Below are 18,927 nucleotides of genomic sequence, written 5' to 3'. Positions count from 1 at the left end.
CTCCTGGGTGCTCGACGCCTGTTCGTCCGTCGCGGCGGTAATCTGCTCCATGCCGACCGCGGTTTCGGTGGCCGAGTCCACGATGCGTTCGAGCTTTTCGCTGGTCCGCTGGACGGCGGTGACCGTCTCGGAGATGGAGGCTTTGCTCTCGCCGAGGCTGTCGAGCGTGCTCTCGGTTCGGTTCTCGATGCGTTCGCCCATCGCCTCGATTTCGGCGGCCCGAGCCTTCGACTCCTCGGCGAGCGATTTGACTTCCTCGGCGACGACGGCGAACCCGTCGCCAGCCTCTCCGGCGCGCGCCGCCTCGATGGAGGCGTTCAGTGCGAGGAGGTTCGTCTGGTCCGCGACGTCGTTTATCATCCGCACCGCGTCGCCGATTTCGCTGACCGCGTTCTGGAGTTCCTCCGCGTCGTCCACCATGCTCTTGCGGGCGTCCTCGGTGGATTCGGTTGCGCTGATCGCGCGCTGGCCGAGTTTCTTCCCCTCCTCGGCGAATTCCTGGGATTCGCGGCTCTTCTGTTCCACTTCGTTCGCGCTGGCGGCGATCTCCTCGACCGTGGCGCTCTGGGTGGACACTTCGCTGGCGATTCGCTCCATGTTCTCCGACTGCTCCTCGGTGAGTTGGTTGATTTCGACGGAGCTCTCGGCGACGTCGGCGGCGGATTCGTGTGCGTCGAGAACGTGCTCTTCGGTCGATTCCCGAAGGGTGCGCGAGCGCGCTATCTCCTCTTTCATCTGCTGGCTGTGCGAGTGGACGTAGGTGTCCGCCGCTATCTGCATGTCGAGGTTGAGCACGCGGAGCACCGAGAGCATGTCCTCGAAGCGCTCGTGTGCCGACTCCCGGACCTCGGAGACGAGTTCGTCCACGTCGGTCGTGGTCCCGGCGAGTTGCCCGCCGTCGGTCGCCGCGGGCGAGACGTGCTCTCGAATCGTCGATTCGAGGTCGTCCTCCAGTCGCTCTTTCAACAGACACCCGATGAGGTCGTAGTAGATGCTGTACTGGCCGATGTAGTGGTTCAACGGCATGTCCAGCATGTCGTGGAGCTTTCCGATTCGCGCCCGGTTTCGGACGTACTCCTCGTCGTAGGTCGCGTCGGCGAGGGTGACGAGGTACTCCCCCTGTGTCGATTTCAGCGATTCGATACCGCGCGTGGAGTTCGCGAGGATTTCGTGTGTCTTCTCGTGTTCCTGCAAATTCTCGTAAAACTGGTCGGCTACCGTCCCGCGGTTGGCCTCGAACGTCGGGCGGAGGGCGGACAGTCGGCTGGCGTCCTCCGCGTCGAGGCCGAGAAACGACTTCCGTCGCTCTATCTCTTCCATATCGAGACCCATCTCGTCGAGTTGCGCGTCGATATCGACCCGTTTCCCGAGTTCGGAGTTCCCGAACACGTCGCCTGTGCTGTTCATGGCGTGTACTGTGGTCAAGTATTTAAATTATTACCGTTATCAGCGTCCGGGAACCTGCCCCAAACACAACACTACGGCGGTCGTATGGTGTGTATCTAAACGGAGGGGGGACAGATTATCAAATCACGCTCATTTCTCGGATTCGGTGTCTGTCCCTCCAAAAGGACTTTCATTCCGGCGACCACATCATCGAAACGATGGACGAGTACGTCGAGCGGCGCTTCGAACGAACCGATGTGGCGTACGAGGAGACGCTGACGGCGTGGCCGCCGAAATCGGATGACCTTTCCGCGAGCGCGACCGAAGCGCGGACGTGAGCGCAGACACTCCGGTTCGCGTCGAAGTGCATCCGGGCCGCGAGGCGGTCGTGGAGTTCGACCCCGACCTCACCTTCGAGTGCGTCGATAGCTGTACGTGGTGTTGCCACCACGGCGTCCTGCTGTACGACCGCGAATTCTTCGAGTTGGGAGAACACGCAGACCTGAACGAAGCGACTACCGAGTTCTGCGGCGAGGATTTCGTGCGCCGCGAGGAGAAGGACCACGACGAAACCGCCGAGGACGGCTGTGCGTGTCACTTCCTCCGCGGAGACGGCCGCTGTGAGTTGCAGGCCGAAAACGGCTGGAAGCCCGCCCGCTGTTTCGTCTACCCCGTCTCGATTCGCACGGAAAACGGCGAGATGCACGTCGATATCCGCGAGTCGGCGTGGGACCACTGCGAGGGAATGAACGCCAGCGACCGGAGAATCATCGACCACTTGGACGCCTTTTTACCAGAATATCTGTGGGACGTGGAGAACCCGGATTCGGCGCGGGAACTGTGAGTTCGTGACCTGTGAGGTTCTCCCCCTCTCACTCGGCCGCGTTTCCCTCGTAGAACATGTCCACCGCGAGAGCGAACAAAAACCCGAGCGCCGCGAAAAAGAATAGGGAGGTGTTCGTACTGAGGACGGCATCCGCGCGTATCGCGTTGGAAATACCGAGGTAGGAGAAGCCGATGGCGGCGATGGCAAACGCGATACGCTCTTTCGGAACGTCCATACCGTCCGACACACTGTTCAAATTTATAACTCTTCCTCCGAGACGAACGTCTCGGAGACGCTGGTCCTTGCGTTCCGCGCGGCTATCCTGACCCGCTGATGACCGCCCAGAGCGCGAACACCACCAGCCCGCCGAGGGCGGTGCTCGCGACGGCGTGCGTGCGGAGTTCGTCGAGGAGGTGGTGGGCGTTGTCGCTCAACTGTGCCACCTCGTACACCTCGCCGCCGAGTTCACAGCGCGGGAGGAAGTCCATGGCGACGTGGAGGAAGACGCCCGCGGCGAACCCGAAGACGAGGCCGTTGACCGCGGCGCTGGAGGGCAACTGGAGCAGCGCGGAAATGATAGCCGTGATGCCGATGCCCGCGGCGGGGAGGAGCAGGACGGACGGTGTACTGCCGCTCTCTCGGAGTCGGTGGGCCGCGACGTACCCCGCGGGTCCCTTGTGCGAGACGATGGCGAGGCCGAGGAGCAACCCGAGTTCCGGCATGTTGCCGTAGACGAGACCGATGATGGCACCCGCGGCGAACGAGTGGGCGGTCAGTTCGACCGACGTGTGGTCGAGCGCCGTTTCGAGGTGGGTCGCCCGGTGGCCGATGGTGTGGGCGCTGAAGCCGACCAGAATCCCGGCGGCGATACCGAAGCCGCCGTACTCCGGGTGGTGGGAAATCGCGCTCGGGACGAGGAAGACGGCGGCGCTGGTTATCATCGCACCGCTCGCCAACCCGAAGGCCCAGACGAGCTTTTTCGCGTGCATGGAGTCGTTTGACCGACCCCCGAGCACGGCACCCGCGGCCATGGCCGCGAACGCGACCCACGCGATGACGAGGACTTTGGACAGCCCCGCCGTCACCCCCACTCCGGTGAGGACGACGAGAGCGACGAACCCGGCGAGGCCGAGCCGTGACAGTCGTGGCATGGTTATTAATCCTCAATCAGAAGTTATTAACCCGTCGGTTGGTCGTCGCGACCCACCACAAAGCTATTGCCGAGCGACGACACGTAGAGAGACCATGGAGACGAAGACGGTTCGCGGCGCGGGAGTGCTCGTTCGGGCGGCGCAAACGCTGGTCGCGTACGTCCTGTTCCGGCTCACCGCCCCGTTTGCGGGTGACGCGGTGTACGGAACGCTCTCCGCTCTCGGACTGGACGTCTTCGTCACCGGGTCGCTCCGATTCCTGCCGATACTTCCCGTCCTCGTCATCTCCTTCGGCGTCCCGTTCTGCTGTTTCGCCTGCTGGTACTACCGGCGGTCGTGACCGTGCGCGTACTCCGATTCACGTGGCGCGATTGTCTGTTCGCCCACTGGTCGGTCGATACCGCCGCGCTCGAAACCGCGATTCCCGATTCGCTGGCGCTCGATACGTTCGACGGGCGGGCGTGGGTCAGCGTCCTCGCTTCGACCGCCGAAAACGCCCGCCCGCCGGGAACGCCGCACCTCCTCGGTGCGACGTTCCCACAGGTCAACGTCCGAACCTACGTCCGCCTCGGCGATGCCGTCGGCGTCTACTTTCTCAGCCTCGACACCGGCAGTCGGCTCGCGGCGCGTGTCGCGGCGGCTCTATCGTCTGCCGTACTACGACGCCGACATAACCGTCGAAACGGACGGAATACACCGGATTCACGCCCGCCGACGCCATCCCGAAACGCTTCCCGTCGAGTTCGAGGCGACGTACCGTCCGAAAAACGGCGCGACCGTTCCCGAGACCGGCTCGCTCTCTTACTTCCTCTCGGAGCGCTATCGACTGTTCGTCCCGCAAGCCGGAATGACCGCCCGCGTCGAGCACGACCCGTGGCCGCTTCACCCCGTCGAGGCCGACGTGTGGGCCGACTCGCTGTTCGATGCCGTCGGACTGCCGCTCCCCGACGCGGAGCCTCGGGTCCGGTACTGCCCGGCGATGGTATTCCACGTCCACGCGCCGAAACGACTCGACTGACTCACTCCCGCGTCGCCTGCCGCCACCGCTTCAGCCCGACGATTTCGCCGTTCACGTCCTCGGCGTCCGTGGCGGCCCAGACGAACAGACCGGCCACGTCCTCCGGGTCGCGTCCCTTCCCGCCCATCATCTCCGTTCCGACGACGCCGGGGTCGATGCCGACCACCGTCCCGTCGAGTTCGGTCGAAAACCCGCGAACCAGCCCCTCCGCGGCGGCTTTCGAGACGGCGTAGGAGCCGTATCCCGCGTGCGTTTCGTGGCCGATAGAACCGGTCGAAACGAGGATTCGAGCGTCTTCGGCGAGGTGCGGAAGCGATTCCCGAATCACCGTGTACACCCCCCGGCAGTTCGTTCGGAGGGTGTCGTCGAAGGCGGCGTAGGATTCGGTCGTCAGGGGCGTTTCACCCGGCGTCCCGTGGTAGACCCCGGCGTTCGCCACCACCACGTCGATGCCGTCCTCGCCCTCTCTGGCGGCGGTTTCCACCAACCGTTCCACGTCGAACTCGTCGCGCACGTCGGCGCGCACGCCGACCGCGTTGCCTCCCGCGCCTTCGATGGTCTCGACGGTCGCATCGACTTCTCCAGCATCACGTCCGCAGAGGGCGACGGTCGCGCCCTCGTCCGCGAACGACTCCGCGACCCGCCGCCCGATTCCTCGCGTCCCGCCGGTGATGACCGCCGTCAATCCGTCCATGGGAGAACGTCGGACGGGAGCGTGAAATCGGTTTTCGTCGTCGCCCGTTCCCCCCGTTGCAGTTAACCGCCTGCGGTGTAAGTGAGAAGCATGTATCAGCCGGGTCACTGCGGCGTGGCGCTCACGCTCTATGCACCCATCTGTTGCGTCCTCGTCGCGGCCGGGTCTCCGACGTTCGCGCTTCTCGGCGGCGGTGTCACCGTCGCGTTGACCATGATTCCCGACCTCGACACGCGGACGAACCGACTCCGCCATCGCGGAGCGACACACACCGTCGCCTTCGCCGGTGCCGTCGGCGTCCTCTCCGGCCTCGTCGGCGGGATTCTTGGAGGGACGACGGTCGCCGAATTCGGCCTGCTGGTCGGCACGCTCGCCATCGTGGCACATCTCCTCGCCGACGTTATCACGCCGATGGGGGTTCGTCCGTTCTGGCCCCTCTCGGGGCGGACGTTCACCCTCGATATCGTCCCCGCGAGCGACGTTCGTGCGAACGTCCTGCTGTTCGTCCTCGGCGTCTCGGCCGCGGGTGGCGCGTGGACGCTCGGCCACCTGCTCCGTTAAACGGTCGCGTCGATGGCCCGCGTGCGGTGGTCGTCCTCGGCCGCGAATCGGAGGTACCGCTCGAAGTGCCGAGGAATCCGGCCCAACTCGACGGTTTTCTCCGCTCGGTCGTAGGTGACGAGTCCGGCTTGCTGGAGTTTGGGGAGGTGAATGTGGTCCAACGCGACGGTGACCGACTTCCGGTTCGCCGCCGTCACTTCCGGTTCGTTCGTCCCGGTCGCCGCTTCCGTTTCGGTCCCGTTCGTCTCCGCCGTCGTCACCGCTTCAACCGCATCGACGGATGCGGCGAGGTCGGTCAGCGTCATCGGTTCCGACCGTCCGTGGAGTTCGTACAACACCGCTCTCCGACGCGGAGCGACCAGTACTTCGAAGATTTCGTCGAGTGAGAGGGGGACAGGCGGTGTCTCGGATGATTTCACCATTGTTCTATTTTGTTATATTCTGTGATGATAAATAAAACTAGCTACATCCTCCCGGACACCACCGGTGCGGAGTACATCACTCCCGCACTTCTCGGTCGAGGAACGCCGCCTCGTATCCGACCACCGCGTCGAACGCGTCGTCGTACACGTCGAAGTGGCCGATTGGGAGTTCGATGTACGTCGCGTCGGCCCGTTCCGCCGCGGACCGAATCGACGAGACCGGAACGATGTCGTCGTCCCGGCCGCCGATCAGGAGCAACGGACACGGAACGTCCTCCACGACCGAAATCGGGCGGTAGAACGGGATTTCGAGGAAGACGCGGGCCGGAACTTCGTTCTCCCAGACCGGCGGGTCGGGTACGATGGTTTCCATCCCTTCCATCGCTCCCGGCGTGTTGAGCACCGCGAACTCGTCGGGATACCCGGCGACGGGAACCGTGTGTGGACCGCGGAACGTGTACTTTCGTACGAGGTCGCGGACGCCCGCCAGTGTCCCCTTCAACACCTTCTTCGCGCCGGACGCGCGGGCGACCGTCCGTCCGTCGACGAACGGGACTTGGGCGACCACGGCGGCGATTCGATGGTCGTCCGCCGCCGCTTCGATGACGTGCCCGCCGCTGTAGGACGTTCCCCAGAGCGCTATTTTCCGGCGGTCGATGGCGTCCAACCCGCGAACGTGGTCGATGGCGGCCTCCCAGTCTTCGACGTGCCGACTCGCGTTCACGAGATTGCGCGGTTCGCCGTCGCTGTCGCCGAAATTCCGGTAGTCGAAGAGGAAAACGGCGAACCCACGGGCGACGAACTCCTTCGCGATTTTCGGCAATCCGAAGGTTCGTTCGCCCCCCAATCCGTGAGCCATCATCACCACGGGCGGGTCCGCGACGCCTTCCGGGGTGTACAGCCATCCCGCACAGCGCGTTCCCTCGCTCTCGAAATCGGCGTCGTTCTTCGCGTACCGCAACCGCGATAGCTCGCGTGCCCGTGTCTTCGTCATTATCCCTTACGAGGACGACGGGGAACATAAAAGTCGTCTCACGGGTTCATGAACGACAGTTCCTCCTTCTTTCCGGTGACGGCCCGCATCATGCACCCCCGGCACACCCACAACTCGCCGGTCCGTCCGACGAGATGCGTCCCGTTCGACTTGCGCTGTTCGCAGATGTCACAAACCCCCATACTGAAGCCGTCGACGCCCGTGAATGTCAAACCCGTGCCTCCTCACAGCGTGAGCGCCGTTTCGAACGAGCGAGTGGTACTAAATACCGAGGAACGCGTATCACCATTTGACTGAATATTCGGTCAGTACGATACCGAGCGACGCCGAACCCGCCGGCGACTCTACGGAATCGTGACCGACCGCGAACACGGACCGGACGAGCTATCGAACACGCTATCACGACCTCATGCCTGATTCACGCCCACGAACCCAATCGAAACCGACCGCCGCGGTGACCCTGACCGATGTCCGCAAGACCTACCATCGCGGCGAACCCGTCCACGCCCTCGACGGCATCGACCTGTCCATCGAAACCGGGTCGTACACCGCCGTCATGGGGCCGAGCGGGTCGGGAAAGAGCACCCTGATGAACGTCGTCGGTTGTCTCGACACGCCGACCGAGGGGACGATAACCGTGAATGGAACCGAAGTCACGACGCTTTCCGACGCCGAGCGGACGAGGCTTCGGGGTGACGAAATCGGCTTCGTCTTCCAGACGTTCAACCTGATGCCGAAACTCACCGCCGCGGAGAACGTCGCTCTGCCGATGTTGTTCCAGGGAGTCGGAACGAAGCGACGGACCGAGCGGGCGAGCGACCTCCTCGAACGGGTCGGCTTGGGCGAGCGACGCGACCACCGGCCGAACGAACTCTCGGGCGGGCAACGCCAGCGCGTGGCCATCGCCCGCGCGCTGGCGAACGACCCCGCCATCATCCTCGCCGACGAACCGACCGGCAACCTCGATACCGAGACGGAACGCCGGATTTTGGCCCTGTTCGAGGAACTCAACGACGAGGACAACACCATCTTACTCGTCACCCATGAGCGCACGGTTGCGGAACACGCGGACCGAATCGTCCACCTGCTGGACGGCGAAGTGGAGCGCATCGAACCCGTCGAGTCGCCGCGACGCGTGGAGGCGAGGCCATGAACTTCCGCCAGAGCTTCCAGATGAGTTGGCGGTCCATCCGCGACCACAAACTCCGGTCGGTGCTGACGACGCTCGGCATCATCATCGGCGTCGGGTCGGTCATCACTTTCGTCACGCTTGGCGCGAGCCTTCAAGCCGCCATCGTCGGGCAAGTCTCGGCCGACTCCAACCCCTCCATCGTGGCGAGCGTCGCCCCGCCGAGTGCCAACGACGGACCCGGTGGGCCATCGAGTCAGGGCGGCTCGGTACCGGTGCTCACCGAACACGACATCGAACAGTTGCGGGGTCTCTCGGACGTCGATTCCGTCGTCCCACAGGGTAGCGTGCAGGTGTCCTCGCTGGGTCACGACGGCCAAACCATCGGCTGGGAGAGCGTAACCGCGACGACGCCGGGAGCGTTCTCGTCGGATTCGTTCGAGTCGGGACGGACGTTCTCGTCCGGTTCGGAGGAGGTCGTCCTCAACGAACCCGCCGCGACGCTGTTCTCGACGAACGTCACGACCGGCGACAGCCTCACGCTCCAGTTCGCAAACGGCACGCGGACGGTGACGGTCGTCGGCATCCTCAACGCCTCGGCAACGGCGAGCGCGTTCGGTACCTCACGGCCCCAAATCTACGTCCCGACCGACCCGTTCTACGGCACGACGGTGCGGAGTCCGACGACGGGCACACAGCAACGAGCCTACCCGCAAGTCACGGTTCGGGCTGTCGATTACGACCACGTGGATAGCGTCCAACCCGCGGTCGAATCGTATCTGACCAACGAATCCGACGCGAGCCAACTCAAACCCGCGTCCTACGAGGTGTCCCTCCAGACGAACCGGCAACTGGTCGAGCAGATTCAGGAGGTCATCGGGACGTTCACGAGTTTCATCACCGGTATCGCCGTCATCTCGCTCATCGTCGGGGCCATCGGCATCGCCAACATCATGCTGGTGAGCGTGACCGAGCGCACCCGCGAAATCGGCATTATGAAAGCCGTCGGCGGGCAGAAACGCGACATCATTCAACTGTTCATCGTCGAGGCGATAATCCTCGGCGTCATCGGGTCCATCGTCGGCACCGTCGTCGGCATCGCGGGCGGGTACGTCGCCGCGCAGGCTATCGGCTTCGACCTCGCGTTCGCGCCGAAATGGTTCGGCGTCGCCATCGTCGTCGGTATCGGCGTCGGCCTCGTCTCGGGTCTCTACCCGGCGTGGAACGCCGCACGCATCGACCCCATCGACGCGCTCCGACACGAATAGCGGCGCTTTTTACTCGGCCATCAGGACCGATTCGACGTACTCCCGGGCGGTCTGTCGCGCCTCTTCGAGCGCGTTCTCGTCCCCGATGGAGCCGTACCGCGTCCGAGCACCATCGACGATGAGCATGAGCGAGTTAGACGCGTGTTCCGGGTCCTCGGCGCTGAACACGCCCGAATCCGTTCCGTCGGCGATGACCGTTTTGAGCAGATAGCGGGTGTACTCGTCGTTGCGCTGGAACTGCTCTCGCACCGCCTCGTTGTATGGCGCTTGGGCGCGCATCTCCAGCATGGCGATCATGAAATCTCGGGAGCCCTCACGGTGAGTCAACAGTCGGTCCAACAGAAGGTCGAGTCGCTCTTTCGGGGCGGTCGTCTCGACTTCGTGAACCCGGTCGATGAACTTGTCCAACAGGTAGCTCAGAAACGCCGCGAGGAGGTCGTCTTTCGTGTCGTAGTAGTAGTGAATCGCGGCGGTCGATTTGCCGTACTCCTCCGCTATCGCCTGCATCGTCAGGTTCGCGTAGCCGTGCTCACAGAGTGCCCGATAGGTGGCCCCCATTATCTTCAGTTCGGCTTCGGAACGCTCGTCACCATCGGAAGGCTCTGCCATTAACTAAACAACTAGTTATCTCCCCAAAACGCTTGTGGTCGTCGGGCGCAATCGAGCTATCGCCCCGTCTGCCGCTCTGTTTCGTGGTATTCTGTCTCTCTCCCCGTCATTCTCGTCGGACAACACAATGCTTAACATGGGTGACTAACTATTCAGTCAGTACATGGAAACACAGCGGTCGAACGGGTCTCCGCCCGAGACACACGAAGCCATCATGGACGCCACGTGTCGGGCGCTCTGTGAGTACGGCTACGCGAATCTCACGATGCAACGCATCAGCGACGAGCTCGACAAGAGCAAGTCGCTCCTCCACTACCACTACGACAGCAAAGAGGAATTGCTCGTCTCGTTTCTTGAGTACCACCTCGACGAGTTCGCCACGAGGCTTTCGCTGGACGAGTACGACAGCGCGGCCGACGCGCTCTCGTTCACCGTCGATGCGCTCTTTCCCGACCCGGACGATTCGAACGATTTCGAGGTCACGATGTTGGAGATGGGGATGCAAGCGCCCTACAACGACGCCTTCCGGGAACAGCTACAGGAGAACAACGCCCGGCTCAAGGACCTGTTCACGCGCATCTTCGAGGACGGTATCGAACGCGGCGAGTTCGAGGCCATCGACCCCGAACGAGCGGCCGAACACGTACTGATTCTGCTCGACGGCGTTCGGGGACGGAGCGTCGTCCTTGGCTCCGACGAGCCGAATGAAGTAGGCCGCGACGCCATCCGTGAATTCATCCAAGCCATCACCGTCGGAGATGAAGACCAATGAGCGCCGGAAATCGTGACGTGAACCTCACCGACGGAGACTTGTTCAAACCGCTATTATTGCTGTCGGCACCCATCGTCGCCAGTCAGTTGATGCAGGTCGTGTACAACCTCGCGGACACCTTCTGGGTCGGCCAGATAGGGTCCGGCGCGGTGAGCGCGGTATCGTACGCGTTCCCCCTCGTCTTCCTCCTCATCAGCCTCGGCACCGGCTTTTCCATCGCCGGAACGGCGCTCGTCTCGCAGAACAAAGGCGCGGGAAACCACGACCGCGTGAACCACGTGGCCGGACAGACCATCACGTTCACCATGCTCGCGTCGCTGATCTTCGCGGTCATCGGCTACTTCGCCGCGCCGACCCTCGTCTCGCTCATCGGTGCGACGCCGGGGTCGCAGGTGTATCGCTGGACCGTGGAGTTCACGCAGACCACGTTCGTCGGCGTGTTCTTCATGTCCGGCTTCTTCATGTTTCAGGCGCTCCTCCGCGGCTGGGGCGATACGAAGACGCCGATGTATCTGATAGCGTTCGGCGTCACGCTCAACATCATCCTCGACCCGTTTTTCTACGGGTTCACGGACAACCTGCTGTTGAACGCCCTCGGGCTCGGCGGGCTCGAAACGACGCTCCTCAACCTCACCGGGTTCACCGGATTCGGAGTGCAGGGCGCGGCCATCGCCACCGTCCTCTCTCGCGGCGTCGGTGCCGTCATCGGTCTCACCATCCTGTTCAGCGGGCGGGTCGGTATCCACCTCTCGCGAGACAACATCACGCCCGACCCGAAGACCATCAAGAAAATCGTCCGTATCGGTGCTCCCGCCAGCGTGGACATGTCGATGCGGGCGCTCGGTATCACGTTCCTGACCGCCATCGTCTCGATGGCCGGAAACCCGGCGGTCGCCGCCTTCGGTATCGGCAACCGGCTAAACTCGCTCGTCTTCCTCCCGAGCATCGGACTCGCACAGGGGACGACGACGGCGGTCGGACAGAACCTCGGCGCGGACAAACCCGATCGCTCCGAGCGGGCGGTTTACTACGCCTCCGGAACGCTCGCCATCGTGCTGGCGGGCGTGAGCGTCATCGCGTGGTATTTCGCGGAACCCATCGTCGGGGTGTTCGTCGGAGACAGTGAGACCCGCGCACAGGTCATCAGAATCGGTGCGCAATACCTCCGCATCATCGGCCCGACGTTCCTGTTCCTCGGCGTCTTCCGGGTCGTCACCTCGGCGTTCCGCGGGGCGGGCGACACCACCACCGCGATGGTGTTCACCATCCTCTCGCTCTGGGTGTTCCGCATCCCGGTCGCGTACTACCTCTTAGAGGTGAACGGCATGGGCGCGACGGGCGTCTGGTACGCCATCGCGTTCTCGAACACCGTGACCGCCATCCTCGCGTTCGTCTGGTTCCGGCGCGGAGCGTGGAAGTCGAACGAACTCGACGACGTGAAACAGCCGTCTCCGGCGGACTGAGACCGACCGACGGCTCGAACGTTTTCGCTCGTCGCCATCGAAACAACTGTTACTGTTCGGCATCGATACACGACGTATGTCCCGACGAATTCTCGTTCCCGTGGACAACGCACCGCAGTCGGATACGGCGCTCGAACACGCTATCGAGGTCTATCCCGACTCGACCATCGTCCTGCTCCACGTTCTCGACCCCAGCGGGTGGATTTCCTCGGACGAGTTCGGGGACATCCTCTACGACGATTCCGTCGAAAAGGCGGAGAAAGCGGCCGCGGACGAGTTGCTCTCGGACATGCAGGAGACGGCCGTCGAATCGGGTACCAAGGCGGAGACCGTCCGGTTGATCGGTCGTCCGGCACACACGATAATCGACTATGCGGCCGACGAGGACAACGACATCGACGCCATCGTCATGGGTAGCCACGGGCGAACCGGCCTCAACAGAATTCTCCTCGGAAGCGTGGCGGAAACGGTGACGCGACGGTCTCCGGTTCCCGTCACCGTCGTTCACTGAGGGGGACGGCAGTTCCGCGACCTTCGTCGTCCGCCCGAATCGTCCATTATCACTCGGTCGAACCGTCCATTATCACTCGGTCGAATCGCCCGTTTCGCCCGCGAGCAGGCGAAGACGAACGTACTCGTCGAGTTCCTCACGGACGTCCTCGATGATGTCCCCGTTCGTCGTCACGCGCCGCGTCATCACGCCCGTGATGGTCGTCTGGAGGTACGCCGCCGTTCGTTCGGGGTTCACCTCGCGGAAGACGCCGTCGTCGATACCGGACCGGACGACGTTGGCGAACAGTTCTCGGAAGAACTCGTCGCTTCGCGTGAAATGGTCCCGATATTTCTCGTCGTGGGCGGCCTGTGCGCGCAGTTCGACCATCGCCCGCCAGAAATCGCGGTAGTCGTCGGTCATCGGCGTGCGAAACACGCGGTCGAAGATGGCGTTCAGGTGGTCGTCCGCGCTGCTCGTCGGTTCGGCGGGAATCCGCTCTCGCTGGTGTTCGAGCATGAACTCCAGAAAGTCGAGCAGGAGGTCGTCCTTCCCGTCGTAGTGGTGGTAGAGCAACGACTTGCTCTTCGGGAACTCGTCGGCGATACGCTGAATCGTGAGGTCGGCGTAGCCGTGGTTGCAGAGGGCCAGATACGTCGCCCGCATGATGGCGTCCCGCGTGTCGGTCGGGTCTTCGAGGAACGTCGGCGTCTCCGTCATCGTTAGTCGAACCCGTCGTTCGTGGTCGTTCGTGCCGTCGGTCGGAACGATACGGCGGGGGCACCCCGTTTCGTGCGTCGTTCTCCGAACACGAGGGCCGTCCCGTCGAATCTGTGCATACTCTCCCTACGAATTCGACATATAAAAATTGAATGAACATTCAGTAGCGACCGTCGTACTCCGGGGAGAGGATGAACCGGAGCGAGTCCAGTCAGCGCGGTCGAATCAGCCGCTCGTGGCAATACTCTTCTCGGAAGATTTATCACTAACTAACTGTTCAGTAAGCCATAGGTGACTGAATGTTCATTCAACTTCGAGCTTCATCGCGCGCACGGAGGGTGCAGGCATGAGTACTGAAACGAGCGACGGTATCGGTCGTGAACGCCTCGTCATCCTCGGCGGACTGATGCTGGGGATGCTCCTTGGTTCCATCGACCAGTCCATCGTCTCGACGGCGCTCCCGACCATCGTCGGCGACTTGGGCGACGCGAGCAAGATGTCGTGGATCGTCACGGCCTACCTCGTGACCGTCACGGTGACGACGCCGCTCTACGGAAAGCTAAGCGACCTGTACGGACGCTCCGTCATCTTCGAGACGTCCATCTCCATCTTCCTGCTCGGGTCCATCCTCTCCGGCCTCGCCGGGGAGTTCGCCGCCATCAACGACGCCGTTGGCCCGATGACTCAACTCGCGCTGTTCCGCGCGCTGCAAGGTATCGGCGCGGGCGGTCTCATCGCCATGGCGACGACCATCCTCGGCGACATCTTCTCGCCCCGCGAACGCGGGAAGTACATGAGCTACATGATGCTCATCTTCGGCGCGGCGACCATCGGTGGACCGCTCCTCGGCGGCTACCTCACCGACCACTACAGCTGGCGCTGGATCTTCTACATCAACGTCCCCATCGGACTGGCGGCCATCACCATCACGCACTTCAAACTCGACCTCCCGACGCCGGAGGCCGACCACGACATCGACTACCTCGGGGCCGCGCTCCTCGTCTTCTCGGTCGGGGCGCTCATGCTCGTCACGACGTGGGGCGGCGACAGGTACGCGTGGGACTCCGTGGAAATCTTCTCGCTCGCCGCCGCGACGGTCGTCTTCGGCGTCCTGTTCGCCCTGCAGGAACTGCGCGTGGACGAACCCGTGTTCCCCATCCACCTGCTCGACAGGCACACCGTTGTCGGCGTCATGACGCTCAGCTTCTGTCTCGGTATCGGGATGTTCGGGGCGACCATCTACCTCCCCGTCTTCCTCCAGACCGTCTTGGGCGCGAGCGCGACGAACTCCGGGTTGCTTCTCTTCCCGCTCGTCGGCGGAATGCTCGTCACGAGCGCGGTCACGGGGCAACTCATGACCCACCTCGGACACTACAAGCTGTTCGCCGTCGTCGGCACCGTGGTCGGCACCGTCGGCTACTGGTTGCTTCACACCATGTCCCCGGCGACGACCTCCACGGAATCGACCGCGTTCATGTTCGTCACCGGGATGGGCCTCGGGTTCGTCATGCCCGTCCTCACCGTCGCGGTGCAGAACGCCGTCGAGCGCGAGGACCTCGGCGTTGCGACGACCTCCGTCACGTTCAGCCGGAGCCTCGGTAGCTCCATCGGGGTCGCCGTCTTCGGCGCGCTCCTGACGAACCAGCTCACCCACCGCCTCTCCGACGCCTTCGGCGCGAAGGCCGGTTCGGGAACCCTCGCGGCGTCCGGCGGCAGCATCGACCCGAAGACCATCAGCGCACTCCCGGCAGGGATACACGATGTCGTCGTCACGGCGCTTGCCAACAGCATCGACACGGTGTTCCTCGCCGGAACCGGCGTGCTCGCGCTCGCGTTCGTCGTGGCGCTCACGCTCCCCAACACGGAACTCAGCGAGGAGGCGCACGTCTCGATGGGCGAGGGTGCCGCCGAACCGATGGACGACTGACCGTCGAACCAGTCGTTTCAACGCGTTTTAGGTCGGTTCGTTTTTGAATTTTCACCGCCCTCTCGCGCCGCCGCAACCGCTTCACTCATTCATCAATTAACTCATATTCTACCGACTACCTCGACGGGACGCTGTGGACGGTAGGATGCGGAAAATTTGCGTTTCCGAACGGGTAGAATCGTCCCAGTTCACTCCGATGGCGACGGACAATCGTAGGTATCTCGAAGCGTCTCCGCGAACTGGCCGCCCTTCCGGAGCGCGATGGTGACGATGACGTACGTCCCGTCCGCGGGTCGGAGCACGAACACCTCCCGCGGCGCGTCCCCTTCCTCCTCGTTTACTCTCTCCACCAGCGGTTCGACCGGACGGGTGCCCTCGCGGAACGCCTCGAAGACGCCCCCCCTGTCGTCCTCGGCGAACACGTAGAGGACGCCGTTGACCTCGTTGTCGGTGTTGCGCGTCACGCGACTGTTCATCGAATCGCCAGCCATCTGCGCCTCCGTCCACGTTTGCCGGGCAGCCTCGAAGACGGGTTCGATTCCGTCAGCGAAGGCGTACAGCGTTCGGCGAACCACCGAGAACGACCGAATCGTCGGTTCGCTTGTCGTCCAATCGAGGTCGGCGTCGATGCAGTAGCCGGGGTGCAGTTCGGCGACCGACGCGCCGTGGTCCTCGGCGGCGGTGACGACCGGTTCGTACGTCTCCCGGTTCAGCAGGCGGAGCGGTCCCTCCTCCGGCGCGGCGAGGACGCGGAATCGCGTGTCTTCACTCATGGTGGACGGTCCGCTCGGACGCGGGAAAAGACGCTCGCATCCGGTTCCGGTTTTCGTCACGCGACGTCCGTCCGATGCGGCCGACCTATTAGGTCCCCCGTCGTACTACCCGTATGGAACACGTCGAGTTCGTCTACACCTTCGGCATGGACAAAACGGAGATCGAACGGAAACTACGCGAGGCCGAAACTGGCGTCCTCTCGCTCGCCCGCGGCGACGACGCCTACTCCATCCCCGTCGCGTTCCACTACGACGGCGAGCGCATCCTGCTCCGATTCGGCGTCGAGGAGGGGGGCGAAAAGCTGTCGTTCGTGGAGGGAACCGACACCGCCAGTTTCGTCGTCTACGAATTCGCTGACGACGACTCGTGGAGCATCCTCGTAACGGGACGTCTCGTCCCGGCGTCGGATTCGCTCGACGACACGGCGATAAACGAACGGTTCATCCCGCTCAGAATCTTCGACGAGTCGATTTCGGACGTGGAACCCGAACTGTACGAACTCCGCATGGAATCGGTGACGGGACGGAAAACGTGACGAGCGGCGGGAGCGAACGAAGGTGGGTTGACCGCGATGTAACGTGCGTTGACGAACGATGGGCCGAAATTCCTCGAACGGTGTCCTTTTCAGTATCGTTTCTATCACGACTGGTATGGTTCGGACGTACGACAAGCTGGTGCGCGACGACATCCCCGACATCATCGAGGAAAACGACGAACGGCCAGTGACGCACGTCGCCGACTCGGACGAACACGAACGACGACTCGCCGAGAAGTTGGACGGGGAGGTTGCGGAGTTCCGCGAGTCGGGCGAGGTGATGGAATTGGCCGACGTGCTCGAAGTCGTCTACGCGTTGGCCGAGAGGAAGGGAATCTCGCCCGACGAACTGGAACGCCTCCGGGCAGAGAAGGCGGCCGAGCGGGGCGGTTTCGAGGATGGAATCGTCCTCGAATGGGTCGAGTAAAAGCCCCTGCGTGTGCAACCCCGGCGTGGATGGCCGACGGCGCCGAACGTCCGGCCATGTCACGCACGACGTACACGCTCGTCGTTCGAGAGGGAGCGGGTAACGAGGGGATCATCGGCGAGGTTCGCGCCGACGGAACCATCGAGGAGTCTACTCGTCTCTCCTACGGCGATTTCGGCTTGACGGCGATCCGCGACGACTGGCTCCCGAACGAACGACGGACCGAAGTCGAGGCCGACGTTCGGACGGTTCGACTCCAGACAGAACGGAACGGCGAGGGCTTCTCGTTCCGCGTGCTGGGCGACGGCGAGACCATCGCGGAACAGCGAATCTCGGACGACGAGTGGCGAGTCGCCGCGGTACGATAATTCTCAGAAGAACAGCGCCGGGACCGTCTTCGAGAAGATTTTCAGCGAGATGACCAGCAGGATGCCGACAACCAGCCAGTTGAACTTTCGTTCGTCTATCTCGACGCGCCGGAGGTAGGTCCCGGCGAACAACCCGACGAGGGTGACGACGGCGAGCGTCGAACCCAGCCAGAGGTGGTAGGAGGTCATGACTCCAGTTGCCAACATCTGGGCGATTTTTGCGGTGAATACCAGACCGAGCACCATCGAGAGGCCGCCGACGTAGCGTTCCGTGTCGCGCTCGAACGTGTGGAGGTACGTCGGCAAGAGCGGGCCGAGATTGGCCGCGCCGAGGAGGAACCCCTCCAAGAGGCCGACGACGCCGAGGGCGACGGGATTGTGCGTTCCCTCCACGGAGACGAACCCCTTGCCGAGTTGGAACAGGACGTAGCCGAACAGGACGAGACCGATGAGGAACGTCACCAGCGCGCTGGTTTTGAACGCAGAGAAGAAGAAGACGCCCGCGATGCTCCCGACGAGCGCGAGGCCGATGAGCGACCACTCCCGGCGGACGAATTCGAGACCGGTGTCCGTCTCGCCCACCTGAAAGACGTTTATCATCCACGGCGGAATCGCGAGGACGACGACGGCGATTTCGACGTTCATCACCGACGCCGCGAGCGGCGTGGCGATGAGTGCGAAGCCGAACCCGACCATCCCCTTCACCATCGCGGCCAATACGATGAGGGCGACGAAGAGCGCGAGGTCCGTCGTCGTCGCGTTCGTCTTCAGCCCGTTCGTCACGTTCTCCACGCCGGGGAAGAGACCGATTGCGGCGACGACGACCGCCACGGTCGCTATCGCCATCAGCAGTTCCCGGTACCGGAATCGACGCAAGTTCCTGACGAATTCCCCGGGGCGAATTGCTCGCTCGCTCGACATCAATACACACCCCGCGGTGGTCGCGCGTTCGTTCTCATTACCCGTGATTGTTCCCCCGCGTAGTTAGGTGCCAGAAATCGGGAAACCGTCTCCGCGAGCGATGACGCCCCGTCTCGGGGGAGACGCCCGCGGAGACGACGGGAGCGGTAAAAACGGCGAATCGGCCGCTCGTCGGCCGTCCCAGAAACCGGCAGTCCTTGCGAAACCACCCCGTCGAACCGGTTTTACACCGACAGCCGAACCGTCTCGTCGGTGATGGTGGCGATGAACTGCCGTCTCAACTCGTGGACCGACTGGTTGACGACGCCGCCCCACCCGAGTTCGTCGATGGTGTCCTGGTTCGGGTCCGCGCCGACCTCGACGTACAGCGTTCCGTTTCGAACTTCCTTTACGACGCCGAGTCCGGTTCCGTCGGCCGCGACGACGCGTTTTCCAGTCTGTTCGTCCGAGAAGTCGGAGTCCGGGTCCATCG

The 18,927-nt window shown here is 63.3% G+C and carries 26 protein-coding genes and 1 pseudogene; 15 read left to right on the top strand and 12 right to left on the bottom strand.

The window, feature by feature from the left end; translation table 11 throughout:
* Positions 1-1,407 (bottom strand): globin-coupled sensor protein (locus BG842_RS11290; RefSeq protein ID WP_069450801.1); only part of this gene is annotated, 1,407 nt, incomplete at its 3' end.
* An 89-nt stretch (positions 1,408-1,496) separates the two neighbouring features.
* Here BG842_RS11290 and BG842_RS30575 point away from each other — a divergent pair.
* Together BG842_RS30575 and BG842_RS11285 are read left to right on the top strand one after the other, a co-directional pair.
* Positions 1,497-1,724 (top strand): hypothetical protein, encoded by a 228-nt coding sequence (locus tag BG842_RS30575; protein WP_217493305.1) that lies wholly within the window; start codon positions 1,497-1,499, stop codon positions 1,722-1,724.
* Positions 1,721-2,230: a hypothetical protein gene (locus tag BG842_RS11285; RefSeq protein ID WP_069449990.1), complete on the top strand. Its 510-nt coding sequence runs from the start codon at positions 1,721-1,723 to the stop codon at positions 2,228-2,230. The genes BG842_RS30575 and BG842_RS11285 overlap by 4 nt, the downstream gene beginning before the upstream one ends.
* A gap of 28 nt (positions 2,231-2,258) precedes the next feature.
* Here the strand turns inward: BG842_RS11285 and BG842_RS11280 are convergent, their stop codons facing one another.
* Positions 2,259-2,447, bottom strand: a complete 189-nt coding sequence (locus tag BG842_RS11280) for a hypothetical protein (protein ID WP_069450800.1) — start codon at positions 2,445-2,447, stop codon at positions 2,259-2,261.
* Positions 2,448-2,529: 82 nt separating this feature from the next.
* Positions 2,530-3,363, bottom strand: coding sequence for a zinc transporter (locus BG842_RS11275; RefSeq protein WP_069450799.1), 834 nt, complete (start codon positions 3,361-3,363; stop codon positions 2,530-2,532).
* Between the two features lie 94 nt (positions 3,364-3,457).
* Here BG842_RS11275 and BG842_RS11270 point away from each other — a divergent pair, with 94 nt between their 5' ends.
* The 3 genes and pseudogenes from BG842_RS11270 to BG842_RS31530 all read left to right on the top strand — a co-directional run bounded on the left by BG842_RS11270 (position 3,458) and on the right by BG842_RS31530 (position 4,381).
* Complete coding sequence (locus tag BG842_RS11270; protein ID WP_069450798.1) at positions 3,458-3,703, top strand: hypothetical protein; 246 nt, start codon at positions 3,458-3,460, stop codon at positions 3,701-3,703.
* Positions 3,700-4,008: pseudogene (locus tag BG842_RS33105) on the top strand (DUF2071 domain-containing protein); the annotation flags it as partial. The gene BG842_RS11270 and the pseudogene BG842_RS33105, both read left to right, overlap by 4 nt.
* Entirely contained in the window at positions 3,938-4,381 is a 444-nt protein-coding gene (locus BG842_RS31530) for a DUF2071 domain-containing protein (protein WP_394327473.1), read from the top strand. The pseudogene BG842_RS33105 and the gene BG842_RS31530, both read left to right, overlap by 71 nt.
* A 1-nt stretch (position 4,382) precedes the next feature.
* Here the strand turns inward: BG842_RS31530 and BG842_RS11260 are convergent, their stop codons facing one another.
* Positions 4,383-5,075 (bottom strand): SDR family NAD(P)-dependent oxidoreductase, encoded by a 693-nt coding sequence (locus BG842_RS11260; protein ID WP_069450797.1) that lies wholly within the window; start codon positions 5,073-5,075, stop codon positions 4,383-4,385.
* Between the two features lie 90 nt (positions 5,076-5,165).
* Here BG842_RS11260 and BG842_RS11255 point away from each other — a divergent pair, with 90 nt between their 5' ends.
* Entirely contained in the window at positions 5,166-5,636 is a 471-nt protein-coding gene (locus BG842_RS11255) for a metal-dependent hydrolase (protein ID WP_069450796.1), read from the top strand.
* Here the strand turns inward: BG842_RS11255 and BG842_RS11250 are convergent.
* The 3 genes from BG842_RS11250 to BG842_RS29790 form a co-directional block, all read right to left on the bottom strand.
* Positions 5,633-6,058, bottom strand: coding sequence for a hypothetical protein (locus tag BG842_RS11250; protein ID WP_069450795.1), 426 nt, complete (start codon positions 6,056-6,058; stop codon positions 5,633-5,635). The two genes, BG842_RS11255 and BG842_RS11250, sit on opposite strands and share 4 nt — an antisense overlap.
* Positions 6,059-6,134: 76 nt before the next feature.
* The gene (locus BG842_RS11245; RefSeq protein WP_069450794.1) at positions 6,135-7,052 is read right to left on the bottom strand and encodes an alpha/beta hydrolase; all 918 of its coding nucleotides are present in this window, start codon (positions 7,050-7,052) and stop codon (positions 6,135-6,137) included.
* 38 nt (positions 7,053-7,090) lie between these two features.
* The gene (locus BG842_RS29790) at positions 7,091-7,264 is read right to left on the bottom strand and encodes a hypothetical protein (RefSeq protein ID WP_018128785.1); all 174 of its coding nucleotides are present in this window, start codon (positions 7,262-7,264) and stop codon (positions 7,091-7,093) included.
* A gap of 197 nt (positions 7,265-7,461) precedes the next feature.
* On the opposite strand from BG842_RS29790, the gene BG842_RS11240 reads away from it, so the two are divergent.
* On the top strand, positions 7,462-8,205 hold the full coding sequence (locus BG842_RS11240) for an ABC transporter ATP-binding protein (protein ID WP_069450793.1): 744 nt from the start codon (positions 7,462-7,464) through the stop codon (positions 8,203-8,205).
* Positions 8,202-9,449, top strand: coding sequence for an ABC transporter permease (locus BG842_RS11235; protein WP_069450792.1), 1,248 nt, complete (start codon positions 8,202-8,204; stop codon positions 9,447-9,449). The genes BG842_RS11240 and BG842_RS11235 overlap by 4 nt, the downstream gene beginning before the upstream one ends.
* A gap of 9 nt (positions 9,450-9,458) precedes the next feature.
* On the opposite strand, the gene BG842_RS11230 is transcribed toward BG842_RS11235, so the two are convergent.
* Positions 9,459-10,058 (bottom strand): TetR/AcrR family transcriptional regulator, encoded by a 600-nt coding sequence (locus tag BG842_RS11230; RefSeq protein ID WP_069450791.1) that lies wholly within the window; start codon positions 10,056-10,058, stop codon positions 9,459-9,461.
* 163 nt (positions 10,059-10,221) lie between these two features.
* Between BG842_RS11230 and BG842_RS11225 the strand changes: the two genes are divergently transcribed.
* From BG842_RS11225 to BG842_RS11215, 3 genes are all read left to right on the top strand, one after another.
* Positions 10,222-10,830, top strand: a complete 609-nt coding sequence (locus BG842_RS11225) for a TetR/AcrR family transcriptional regulator (RefSeq protein WP_069450790.1) — start codon at positions 10,222-10,224, stop codon at positions 10,828-10,830.
* Positions 10,827-12,293 (top strand): MATE family efflux transporter, encoded by a 1,467-nt coding sequence (locus BG842_RS11220; RefSeq protein WP_069450789.1) that lies wholly within the window; start codon positions 10,827-10,829, stop codon positions 12,291-12,293. The genes BG842_RS11225 and BG842_RS11220 overlap by 4 nt, the downstream gene beginning before the upstream one ends.
* A gap of 76 nt (positions 12,294-12,369) precedes the next feature.
* Positions 12,370-12,804: a universal stress protein gene (locus tag BG842_RS11215; protein ID WP_069450788.1), complete on the top strand. Its 435-nt coding sequence runs from the start codon at positions 12,370-12,372 to the stop codon at positions 12,802-12,804.
* A gap of 72 nt (positions 12,805-12,876) precedes the next feature.
* On the opposite strand, the gene BG842_RS11210 is transcribed toward BG842_RS11215, so the two are convergent.
* Complete coding sequence (locus BG842_RS11210; RefSeq protein WP_069450787.1) at positions 12,877-13,503, bottom strand: TetR/AcrR family transcriptional regulator; 627 nt, start codon at positions 13,501-13,503, stop codon at positions 12,877-12,879.
* 346 nt (positions 13,504-13,849) lie between these two features.
* Here BG842_RS11210 and BG842_RS11205 point away from each other — a divergent pair, with 346 nt between their 5' ends.
* Positions 13,850-15,430: an MDR family MFS transporter gene (locus tag BG842_RS11205; protein WP_069450786.1), complete on the top strand. Its 1,581-nt coding sequence runs from the start codon at positions 13,850-13,852 to the stop codon at positions 15,428-15,430.
* 188 nt (positions 15,431-15,618) lie between these two features.
* On the opposite strand, the gene BG842_RS11200 is transcribed toward BG842_RS11205, so the two are convergent.
* A complete protein-coding gene (locus tag BG842_RS11200; RefSeq protein ID WP_069450803.1) occupies positions 15,619-16,203 on the bottom strand; it encodes a DUF6663 family protein in 585 nt (194 codons plus the stop codon).
* Positions 16,204-16,316: 113 nt separating this feature from the next.
* On the opposite strand from BG842_RS11200, the gene BG842_RS11195 reads away from it, so the two are divergent.
* The 3 genes from BG842_RS11195 to BG842_RS11185 all read left to right on the top strand — a co-directional run bounded on the left by BG842_RS11195 (position 16,317) and on the right by BG842_RS11185 (position 17,534).
* Entirely contained in the window at positions 16,317-16,739 is a 423-nt protein-coding gene (locus BG842_RS11195; protein WP_007977967.1) for a pyridoxamine 5'-phosphate oxidase family protein, read from the top strand.
* Between the two features lie 115 nt (positions 16,740-16,854).
* Positions 16,855-17,166 (top strand): nucleoside triphosphate pyrophosphohydrolase, encoded by a 312-nt coding sequence (locus BG842_RS11190; protein WP_069450802.1) that lies wholly within the window; start codon positions 16,855-16,857, stop codon positions 17,164-17,166.
* Between the two features lie 56 nt (positions 17,167-17,222).
* Entirely contained in the window at positions 17,223-17,534 is a 312-nt protein-coding gene (locus tag BG842_RS11185) for a hypothetical protein (protein WP_254663086.1), read from the top strand.
* Positions 17,535-17,537: 3 nt separating this feature from the next.
* Here BG842_RS11185 and BG842_RS11180 read toward each other — a convergent pair whose 3' ends face one another.
* The gene (locus tag BG842_RS11180; RefSeq protein WP_069450784.1) at positions 17,538-18,458 is read right to left on the bottom strand and encodes a sulfite exporter TauE/SafE family protein; all 921 of its coding nucleotides are present in this window, start codon (positions 18,456-18,458) and stop codon (positions 17,538-17,540) included.
* A 221-nt stretch (positions 18,459-18,679) separates the two neighbouring features.
* Positions 18,680-18,925: a hypothetical protein gene (locus tag BG842_RS11175; RefSeq protein WP_069450783.1), complete on the bottom strand. Its 246-nt coding sequence runs from the start codon at positions 18,923-18,925 to the stop codon at positions 18,680-18,682.
* Positions 18,926-18,927 lie beyond the last annotated feature (2 nt).

Origin of the sequence: Haladaptatus sp. W1 (assembly GCF_001723155.1) — an archaeon.
GTDB lineage: Archaea > Halobacteriota > Halobacteria > Halobacteriales > Haladaptataceae > Haladaptatus > Haladaptatus paucihalophilus.
Note: the sequence above shows the minus strand (reverse complement) of the source record. Positions and strands in the feature narration are given on the sequence as shown.

Coding starts and splice junctions, on each gene's coding strand:
- BG842_RS11280 (WP_069450800.1), bottom strand. CDS start 2,447: ATGGACGTTCCGAAAGAGCGTATCGCGTTTGCCATCGCCGCCATCGGC.
- BG842_RS11275 (WP_069450799.1), bottom strand. CDS start 3,363: ATGCCACGACTGTCACGGCTCGGCCTCGCCGGGTTCGTCGCTCTCGTC.
- BG842_RS11270 (WP_069450798.1), top strand. CDS start 3,458: ATGGAGACGAAGACGGTTCGCGGCGCGGGAGTGCTCGTTCGGGCGGCG.
- BG842_RS31530 (WP_394327473.1), top strand. CDS start 3,938: ATGCCGTCGGCGTCTACTTTCTCAGCCTCGACACCGGCAGTCGGCTCG.
- BG842_RS11260 (WP_069450797.1), bottom strand. CDS start 5,075: ATGGACGGATTGACGGCGGTCATCACCGGCGGGACGCGAGGAATCGGG.
- BG842_RS11255 (WP_069450796.1), top strand. CDS start 5,166: ATGTATCAGCCGGGTCACTGCGGCGTGGCGCTCACGCTCTATGCACCC.
- BG842_RS11250 (WP_069450795.1), bottom strand. CDS start 6,058: ATGGTGAAATCATCCGAGACACCGCCTGTCCCCCTCTCACTCGACGAA.
- BG842_RS11245 (WP_069450794.1), bottom strand. CDS start 7,052: ATGACGAAGACACGGGCACGCGAGCTATCGCGGTTGCGGTACGCGAAG.
- BG842_RS11240 (WP_069450793.1), top strand. CDS start 7,462: ATGCCTGATTCACGCCCACGAACCCAATCGAAACCGACCGCCGCGGTG.
- BG842_RS11235 (WP_069450792.1), top strand. CDS start 8,202: ATGAACTTCCGCCAGAGCTTCCAGATGAGTTGGCGGTCCATCCGCGAC.
- BG842_RS11230 (WP_069450791.1), bottom strand. CDS start 10,058: ATGGCAGAGCCTTCCGATGGTGACGAGCGTTCCGAAGCCGAACTGAAG.
- BG842_RS11225 (WP_069450790.1), top strand. CDS start 10,222: ATGGAAACACAGCGGTCGAACGGGTCTCCGCCCGAGACACACGAAGCC.
- BG842_RS11220 (WP_069450789.1), top strand. CDS start 10,827: ATGAGCGCCGGAAATCGTGACGTGAACCTCACCGACGGAGACTTGTTC.
- BG842_RS11215 (WP_069450788.1), top strand. CDS start 12,370: ATGTCCCGACGAATTCTCGTTCCCGTGGACAACGCACCGCAGTCGGAT.
- BG842_RS11210 (WP_069450787.1), bottom strand. CDS start 13,503: ATGACGGAGACGCCGACGTTCCTCGAAGACCCGACCGACACGCGGGAC.
- BG842_RS11205 (WP_069450786.1), top strand. CDS start 13,850: ATGAGTACTGAAACGAGCGACGGTATCGGTCGTGAACGCCTCGTCATC.
- BG842_RS11200 (WP_069450803.1), bottom strand. CDS start 16,203: ATGAGTGAAGACACGCGATTCCGCGTCCTCGCCGCGCCGGAGGAGGGA.
- BG842_RS11195 (WP_007977967.1), top strand. CDS start 16,317: ATGGAACACGTCGAGTTCGTCTACACCTTCGGCATGGACAAAACGGAG.
- BG842_RS11190 (WP_069450802.1), top strand. CDS start 16,855: ATGGTTCGGACGTACGACAAGCTGGTGCGCGACGACATCCCCGACATC.
- BG842_RS11185 (WP_254663086.1), top strand. CDS start 17,223: ATGTCACGCACGACGTACACGCTCGTCGTTCGAGAGGGAGCGGGTAAC.
- BG842_RS11175 (WP_069450783.1), bottom strand. CDS start 18,925: ATGGACCCGGACTCCGACTTCTCGGACGAACAGACTGGAAAACGCGTC.